Genomic DNA, 7,924 nt, shown 5'->3' on the forward strand with positions numbered 1-7,924 from the left:
ACGCTGTTAAGCTTTTTGTGGCTGGTTTTGGGCGAACTGCACATGGGGCTATCCTCCGGTGTTGATAGCCCCAGTATTGAGCCGCTCGCTGAAATAAACCTGAAAACCCGTGCCCGGTGGTTTTGCCAGGTTATTTAGCGGAAGAGGGCTTAAACAGCCGCAGCCGGTTGGCATTGCTGACCACGGTGACGGATGAAAATGCCATCGCGGCACCGGCAATCACCGGGCTGAGCAACAGGCCGGTAAACGGGAACAGAATACCGGCTGCCACCGGAATTCCCAGAGTATTGTAGATAAAGGCGCCAAACAGGTTCTGACGGATATTGCTCAGGGTTGCCCGTGACAGTTCAATGGCATCCGCAACCGAGTGCAAACTATTGCGAATCAATACCATATCGGCACTTTCAATTGCGACATCGGTGCCATTACCGATAGCAAAGCCGACATCCGCCCGGGCCAGTGCCGGTGCATCGTTGATGCCGTCACCGCACATGGCAACATGACCGCCGCCCTGCTGCAGCTTCTCAATCTCTTTCGCCTTATCTTCAGGCATAACACCGGCAATAAAGTTATCCACACCCACCTGTCGGGCAACGGCTGCCGCGGTATGCTGATTGTCTCCGGTGATCATCACCACCTTTATACCCATGCTTTTGAGTCGGTCGATGGCGGCGACTGAATCCTTGCGGATCGGGTCAGCAATGGCGATTAAGCCGGCAATCTGGCCATCGATAGCGATATACACCGGGGTTTTAGCCTGTTCAGCTAACTCCTGCGCTTTGTTCTCGAACGCGGAGAAGTCGACATTCTGTTCGGTCATCCAGGCACTGTTACCCAGTGAGACCGCTTTTCCGTCAACCTGGCCTGAGGCCCCCCGCCCGCTGTGGGCCTGAAAGTTATCAACCGGACTCAGACTGACCTTCTGCTCATCGGCATAACGCACAATGGCTTCTGCCAGCGGGTGTTCTGATACCGATTCAAGTGATGCCGTCAACTGCAGCAGTTGCGGGTGTGTGCCGGACAGGTCGGTTACCCGGGGTGAGCCTTCGGTTATGGTACCGGTTTTATCCAGCACCAGTGTGTCCAGCTGCGAGGCGCTCTGCAGTGCCTGACCGTTGCGGATCAGGATGCCGTATTCTGCAGCCTTACCTACACCGACCATCACCGACATCGGTGTTGCCAGCCCCAGCGCACAGGGACAGGCGATAATCAGCACGGTCATGGCGGTGACCAGCATATACGCCAGCTGAGGCTCCGGGCCAAGCAGATACCAGATCAGTGCGGTCACAATACTGCAAAGGATAACCACCGGCACAAAAATGCCCGCTACAGTATCGGCCATCCGGGATATTTCCGGTTTGCTGGCCTGCGCCTGTTTCACCATCTCGATAATTCGGCTGAGGGCGGTTTCGCTGCCGACTTTTTCCGCTTTCACCACCAGGGTGCCGGACTTGTTCAGGGTGCCAGCGCTGACACTATCACCGACCGCTTTGCTTACGGGCAGAGGTTCACCGCTAAGCATCGACTCATCGATCAGGCTGCTGCCCTCCTCGACGATGGCGTCTACCGGAATCTGCTCGCCGGGACGGATACGCAGCAGGTCGCCGGTTTCGACCAGCTCCAGTGGCAGATCGACCTCTTTCTCATTGCGAATCACCCGTGCGGTTTTGGGTTGCAGATTGAGCAACCGCTCGACCGCTTCTGAAGTCTTGCCCCGGGCGCGAATCTCCATGGCCAGTCCGAAGTTAACCAAACCGATAATCATAGCGCTGGCTTCATAATAGAGATGCCGCGAACCCTCCGGTAACATCTCTGGAAATAGGACGACGGCGGTGGAGAACAGCCAGGCTGCGCCGGTGCCCAGGGCGATCAGACTGTCCATATTGGCTGATCCATGTAGCAGAGCGTTCCAGGCACCGCTGAAAAAGTGGCGGCCGGGAAACAGCAGAATCCCCAGGGTCAGCAGGCCGACAACACCCCACACAAGTTGATCCTGCTGGGAGCGAATGCTCATATCATCCATCAACATACCGGCGATCATCAGCGGGATACCAACACCCAGGGCTAACAGAGTGTTGCGGATATAGCCTTTATACTGCGCTGCCTGCTGGGCTTTTTGTCGTGCCCGGTCTTCCGCTTCATTACTCGCCAGGCGGCCACGGTAACCGATCTCTGCCAGCGCTTCGATCAGGCTGTCGCCGCTGATTCTGCCTTCTACATTGAGGCGTCGCTGGGGGAAATCGACAGCGGCCTGATCAACATCTGGCAGGCCATTAATCCCCTTTTCAATCTTTTTGACGCAACCGGCGCAGGTCACGTTTTCTAATAACAGTGTGGTAGTCATGATAATCCTCATAACAGTTGTTTCATCTATACAGGGTAGAGCTTCCAGTCGCTGTAAGGTCAACCGGGAGTTGCAATTTTTTCGTCAACAGGCGAATCTGTATGCAGTGAACGTAAACTCAGACGAGAATCTGGTTGTATTGATGTTGTATCGCGCCCTGTTAATCCTGCTGCTCAGTGTGATGGCCATTAATCCGGCGATCTCTGCTGCGGTGCCTGTCGTCGCAGCGCATTCACAGATGGATTGCCATGGCGATCACTGCGGTATGAGCAACGCGGATATGACAGGCTCCGATGTAAGTGACTCAGGCATGAATAGCTCAGACTGTTGTGATGCAGAACTCCCCGATTGTTGTCTACAGCTGTCGGCGGTGCTGTTTATGATGCCGACCGGTTTTCATCTTCTCTCATCGTCGCCCGTCCCGACCGGCTGGGCACCCAGTGCTTATCTTTCCGCCATTCCACCACCGCTCTACCACCCTCCCCGTACAATATCCCTGTCTGTTTGACATGCTCAAGCGTTAATCGTTGTTTGTTAAGGGTTGCCGGAGTTGACTATGAATATTTCTCAGGCTGCAACTGCCACAGGACTGACCAGTAAAACCATTCGCTTTTACGAGCAGCAAGGTGTTATTCCGCCTGCAGCGCGCTCTGCAAATGGTTACCGGATTTACAGTGAACAGCAACTGGATATCCTGCGCTTTATTAAGCGGGCACGGGATCTGGGGTTCTCACTGGATGAGAGTCGTGAGTTGTTGCAGTTGTCACAGGACCCCTCTCGCACCAGCGCCAGTGTTAAACAGAAAGCGGAACAACAGATTCAACGGATCGATCAGCAGATTGAGTCGTTGCAGCAGATGCGTGCCATCCTTCAAACCGCCGCCAGCGAGTGTCGTGGTGATGAAGGCATGGAGTGTCCTATTTTAGACCAGTTGAATGGTGTGGCTGTCGACAGTGATAGCCCGGAGTCATAAAGATGAAAACAATAGTATGGGTGCTGGCAGGTCTGTTTGGCCTGTCACTGCAAAGCTTTGCCGCCGATCCGGTGTGGCTGGAAGGCAAAACCGATCAGCAATATGAGATCACAGTGTATCGCAGTGCCTCCTGTGGTTGTTGTAAAGGCTGGATAAGCCACCTCAAAGATCACAACTTCAGTGTTAACGATGTGGTTGTGAATGATGTGAACCCCTATAAGCAGCGTTTAGGTGTGCCTGTCAAAGCCGCGTCCTGTCATACCGCAGAAGTGAATGGCAAAGTGATTGAAGGCCATGTGCCGGCTCAGGATATTAAGCGCCTGCTGGCAACTGCAAATGATATTCAACTGTTGGCGGTGCCGGGAATGCCCTCCGGAGGCCCAGGGATGGATGACGCCGGTGCCCGAAAAGATGCCTTTACGGTCTATTCGATGGATAGTCAGCACCGGGTGGGCAGCTTCAGTCAGTATGCGGACTACTAAGATGAGATCGATGTTACTGATGCTGATCGGCGCGGTTTTATTGAGTGGCTGCGGTGAGTCAGAACCTAAAGTTGAGGGGCGTTGGTATACCCAGGCCCAGGTTGATAGTGGCCAGCAGCTGTTTTTGGCTAATTGTGCAGAATGTCATGGCGCGGCGGCGCAGGGGACGGCAGACTGGAATAAGCCCAAAGCGGATGGCACCTACCCGCCTCCACCACTCAATGGCAGAGCCCATGCATGGCATCACCCGCTAAACGGTCTTAAACGTTCCGTTCAGCTTGGCGGTGTGCCGATGGGCGGCACGATGCCTGGCTTTGCTGATAAGTTATCCGATGCGGATACCGAGGCAGTGATCAGCTATTTTCAAAGTAAGTGGCCCCCTCCGACCTATCAGGCCTGGCTTGATCGCAGTGGCTTAAAGTAAACGCGTTATCGCCGGGAGGAAGCGCCTTCATCGAACGGCGCTTTCTATTGCTGGCTATTGCTGGTTAGCCGGGAATTTTAGGTGTTATGATGGCGAAAAATTACATCTGAGCTACCTTCATATAACGTTTTTCTGAATCATCAGGGCATTTTGCATAAAAGCAGCGACTAAAGTTGCGCGACCTGATCAGAATACGTACAGTAGCGAACCTTGCCGAAAAGCCGGCATGATCAACGACCGGTGAGTGAGGTATAGAGATGACTGAAAAAGTATATCTGAACGCACAGGAACTGCTTGAAGACTCGTTCAGGCTGGCCCTGGAGGTATTTAACAGCGGTTTTCGTCCGGACTTTATTGTCGGTGTCTGGCGGGGAGGTACGCCGGTGGGTATCGCTGTACAGGAACTGCTGGATAATCTGGGCGTGCAGACGGATCATATCGCGATTCGCACATCATCCTATACGGGTATTGGTACCCGGGATAAAGAGGTGCGGGTGCATGGTCTTGATTACCTGGTCCGTAATGTTAATCAAACCGACTCATTATTGATTGTCGATGATGTGTTTGATACCGGTCTGAGTATCAAAGCGGTCATTGACACGCTGAAAGATAAAGCGCGTCTTAATGCTCCCCATGATATCCGGATTGCTACACCCTGGTTCAAACCAGTCAATAACAGAACCGATCTTGAGCCGGATTACTTCCTGCATAAATCGGACAGCTGGCTGGTGTTCCCCCATGAACTCAAGGGGTTGAGCCGGGAAGAGATGCTGGCGAATAAGCCGGGTCTGAAAGAGATTTTTGAGGAGTACGGAGTCTGATACACTACTGTGATATCAGAGTATCCCAGTCCCGGAAACTGAACCCTGAGCGTTGATATTGAAGCAAGGTTTTTTCTTTGCTTAAAATATCTACAAATGCCAATGAATGCGGTATAATGCCGCGCATTTTACGCCCCTAACATTCGAGTGAAGAAATGTCTGACTTATCACACTACCGTAACATCGGTATTTTCGCCCACGTAGACGCGGGTAAAACTACTACGACCGAACGTATCCTGAAGCTGACAGGTAAAATCCATAAGACAGGTGAGGTTCACGATGGTGAGTCCACGACTGACTTCATGGAGCAGGAAGCTGAGCGGGGTATTACTATCCAGTCAGCGGCGATCACCACATTCTGGAAAGATCACCGCATGAACATCATCGACACTCCGGGGCACGTTGACTTCACCGTTGAAGTATATCGTTCCCTGAAAGTTCTGGATGGCGGCATCGGCGTATTCTGTGGTTCGGGTGGTGTTGAACCGCAATCAGAAACTAACTGGCGTTATGCAGATGAATCGGGCGTTTCCCGTATCATCTTCGTCAACAAGCTGGACCGTATGGGCGCTGACTTCCATAAAGTTGTCGAGCAGGTTGAAAATGTACTGGCAGCTAAGCCGATGGTCATGGTTCTGCCTATCGGACGTGAAGAGGACTTCGTCGGTGTTGTTGACCTGCTGACTCGCCAGGCTTACGTTTGGGATGACTCTGGTCTGCCAGAAAACTACTCCATTCAGGACATCCCTGCCGACATGGTAGACGATGTTGAAATGTACCGTGAGCAGTTAATCGAACTGGCGGTAGAGCAGGATGATGATCTGATGATGGCTTACATGGAAGGTGAAGAGCCTGCTATGGAAGACATCAAGCGTTGTATCCGTAAGGGTACTCGTGATCTGGTATTCTTCCCAACGTACTGTGGTTCTGCATTCAAAAACAAAGGTATTCAGCTGGTTCTGGATGCGGTTGTTGATTACCTGCCGAGCCCAACTGACGTTATCCCTCAGGATCTGACCGATGAGTTCGGTGAGCCTACTGGTGAAGTTGCGACTGTTTCTGTTGATGAGCCTTTCCGCGCACTGGCATTCAAAATCATGGATGACCGTTTCGGCGCCCTGACCTTTATTCGTATTTACTCTGGTAAATTGAAGAAAGGCGACACCATCCTGAACTCGTTCACTGGTAAAACTGAACGTATCGGCCGTATGTGTGAAATGGAAGCTGATGCACGTAAAGAGCTTGATTCAGCTCAGGCTGGTGACATCCTCGCTATCGTTGGTATGAAGAACGTTCAGACCGGTCACACCCTGTGTGATCCTAAGCATGAATGTACTCTTGAAGCGATGGTATTCCCTGAGCCAGTAATCTCAATCTCTGTTAAGCCTAAAGATAAAGGTGGATCTGAGAAAATGGGTATTGCTATCGGTAAGATGGTTGCAGAAGATCCTACGTTCAAGGTTCACACTGATGAAGATTCAGGTGAAACTATCCTACGTGGTATGGGTGAGCTTCACCTGGACATCAAAGTTGACATACTAAACCGTACCTACGGTGTTGATCTTGAAGTTGGAGAGCCTCAGGTAGCTTACCGTGAAACTATCACGGCTGAAGTTGAAGATTCTTACACTCACAAGAAGCAGTCTGGTGGTTCTGGTCAGTTCGGTAAAATCGATTACCGTATCAAACCAGGCGAACAGAATTCTGGATTTGTTTTCACCTCAACAGTTGTTGGTGGTAACGTTCCTAAAGAATTCTTCCCTGCTATCGAAAAGGGTTTCGCATCGATGATGGATACTGGTGTTCTTGCTGGTTTCCCTGTACTTGATGTTGAAATTGAACTATTCGACGGTGGTTTCCACGCAGTTGATTCGTCAGCAGTAGCGTTTGAGATTGCAGCGAAAGGCGCATTCCGTCAGTCAATCGCAAAAGCTCAGCCAAAGCTTCTAGAGCCTATCATGAAGGTTGATGTGTTTACGCCTGAAGATCATGTTGGTGATGTTATCGGTGACCTTAACCGTCGTCGTGGTATGATCGAAGGTCAAGATGCAGGCGCTTCTGGTGTACGTATCAAGGCACTTGTACCACTTTCTGAAATGTTCGGCTACATTGGTTCACTGCGTACTATGACTTCTGGTCGTGGCCAGTTCTCAATGGAGTTCGCTCATTACGCTCAGTGCCCTAACTCAGTATCTGAAAAAGTTATTGAAGAAGAAAGAGCTAAAAAAGCAGCTAAGTAATTATTACTTAGCTTAGCTTGAGAAAAACCCGGTAGTGAACGCTATCGGGTTTTTTTGTTTTTAGCTTATGCTAAGGACAAATATAGACTTTGAATGTACGTTGACCGTCCTCTATTTCGCTAATTGGCACTATCGCATTAGCGCCTGACTTTATTGCTTCGTTGCGAGCAAGTATCTCCAGTTCTTCCGCCATAGTTTCTTCATTTCGCGATATAAGCAAAACCTCATCGATGACCTTGGTAGTAGTGGTTCCCACCGAGTTGCAGTCAGCTACTTGATCGGCAGTTAAGGTTTTTACAGTATCTGCCTCTGGTTTTAGTTCTACAAAGCTACAGCCTGAACCTAATAACGCAAATAGTGATACAGAAATAATAAATTTTGAGGGTGTTACTTTTTTCATAGGGTATCCAGAGTGTTGTTATCCATTAGTTTGGGTAGCATACATGCTGGATAGAAGTAATGTCTATTGGATAGATGTGCGGATTATGGTCTCATGTATAAACTATGTTTCATAATGGTTGAAAGCAGCACTCGTAGCCTTGATGCAAGGAGGAACGACTGGAATCAGGGACTTCAGGTATCTAACTGTGATAAAGATTGGCCGAGTGGTAAACACCCCTCCTTGATTCCGCTGCGCTTC

8 protein-coding genes are annotated in these 7,924 nt (G+C 50.7%); 6 read left to right on the forward strand and 2 right to left on the reverse strand.

Going from position 1 to position 7,924, the window contains the following annotated elements:
- Window positions 1-130: 130 nt before the first annotated feature.
- Window positions 131-2,344 (reverse strand): heavy metal translocating P-type ATPase, encoded by a 2,214-nt coding sequence (locus Q0499_RS11695; protein WP_299199533.1) that lies wholly within the window; start codon window positions 2,342-2,344, stop codon window positions 131-133.
- 106 nt (window positions 2,345-2,450) lie between these two features.
- Here Q0499_RS11695 and Q0499_RS11700 point away from each other — a divergent pair, with 106 nt between their 5' ends.
- The 6 genes from Q0499_RS11700 (at window position 2,451) to fusA (ending at window position 7,284) form a co-directional block, all read left to right on the forward strand.
- Window positions 2,451-2,852 carry a hypothetical protein gene (locus tag Q0499_RS11700; RefSeq protein ID WP_299199535.1) on the forward strand — a complete coding sequence of 134 codons (402 nt, stop codon included), beginning with the start codon at window positions 2,451-2,453 and terminating at the stop codon, window positions 2,850-2,852.
- Window positions 2,853-2,900: 48 nt separating this feature from the next.
- Window positions 2,901-3,317 carry a Cu(I)-responsive transcriptional regulator gene (cueR, locus tag Q0499_RS11705; protein WP_299199538.1) on the forward strand — a complete coding sequence of 139 codons (417 nt, stop codon included), beginning with the start codon at window positions 2,901-2,903 and terminating at the stop codon, window positions 3,315-3,317.
- A 2-nt stretch (window positions 3,318-3,319) separates the two neighbouring features.
- On the forward strand, window positions 3,320-3,799 hold the full coding sequence (locus Q0499_RS11710; protein WP_299199540.1) for a DUF411 domain-containing protein: 480 nt from the start codon (window positions 3,320-3,322) through the stop codon (window positions 3,797-3,799).
- A 1-nt stretch (window position 3,800) separates the two neighbouring features.
- Window positions 3,801-4,223: a cytochrome c gene (locus Q0499_RS11715; protein WP_299199542.1), complete on the forward strand. Its 423-nt coding sequence runs from the start codon at window positions 3,801-3,803 to the stop codon at window positions 4,221-4,223.
- 257 nt (window positions 4,224-4,480) lie between these two features.
- Entirely contained in the window at window positions 4,481-5,044 is a 564-nt protein-coding gene (locus Q0499_RS11720; RefSeq protein WP_299199544.1) for a phosphoribosyltransferase family protein, read from the forward strand.
- 155 nt (window positions 5,045-5,199) lie between these two features.
- Window positions 5,200-7,284: an elongation factor G gene (gene fusA, locus Q0499_RS11725; RefSeq protein WP_299199546.1), complete on the forward strand. Its 2,085-nt coding sequence runs from the start codon at window positions 5,200-5,202 to the stop codon at window positions 7,282-7,284.
- Between the two features lie 70 nt (window positions 7,285-7,354).
- On the opposite strand, the gene Q0499_RS11730 is transcribed toward fusA, so the two are convergent.
- Window positions 7,355-7,684 carry a DUF4156 domain-containing protein gene (locus Q0499_RS11730; protein WP_299199548.1) on the reverse strand — a complete coding sequence of 110 codons (330 nt, stop codon included), beginning with the start codon at window positions 7,682-7,684 and terminating at the stop codon, window positions 7,355-7,357.
- Window positions 7,685-7,924 lie beyond the last annotated feature (240 nt).

The organism is uncultured Amphritea sp., assembly GCF_937127095.1.
GTDB lineage: Bacteria > Pseudomonadota > Gammaproteobacteria > Pseudomonadales > Balneatricaceae > Amphritea.

What these genes read in the sequence shown, in the direction of transcription:
- Q0499_RS11695 (WP_299199533.1), bottom strand. Translation starts at nt 2,344, where the DNA reads ATGACTACCACACTGTTATTAGAAAACGTGACCTGCGCCGGTTGCGTC.
- fusA (WP_299199546.1), top strand. Translation starts at nt 5,200, where the DNA reads ATGTCTGACTTATCACACTACCGTAACATCGGTATTTTCGCCCACGTA.
- Q0499_RS11715 (WP_299199542.1), top strand. Translation starts at nt 3,801, where the DNA reads ATGAGATCGATGTTACTGATGCTGATCGGCGCGGTTTTATTGAGTGGC.
- Q0499_RS11730 (WP_299199548.1), bottom strand. Translation starts at nt 7,684, where the DNA reads ATGAAAAAAGTAACACCCTCAAAATTTATTATTTCTGTATCACTATTT.
- Q0499_RS11710 (WP_299199540.1), top strand. Translation starts at nt 3,320, where the DNA reads ATGAAAACAATAGTATGGGTGCTGGCAGGTCTGTTTGGCCTGTCACTG.
- Q0499_RS11720 (WP_299199544.1), top strand. Translation starts at nt 4,481, where the DNA reads ATGACTGAAAAAGTATATCTGAACGCACAGGAACTGCTTGAAGACTCG.
- cueR (WP_299199538.1), top strand. Translation starts at nt 2,901, where the DNA reads ATGAATATTTCTCAGGCTGCAACTGCCACAGGACTGACCAGTAAAACC.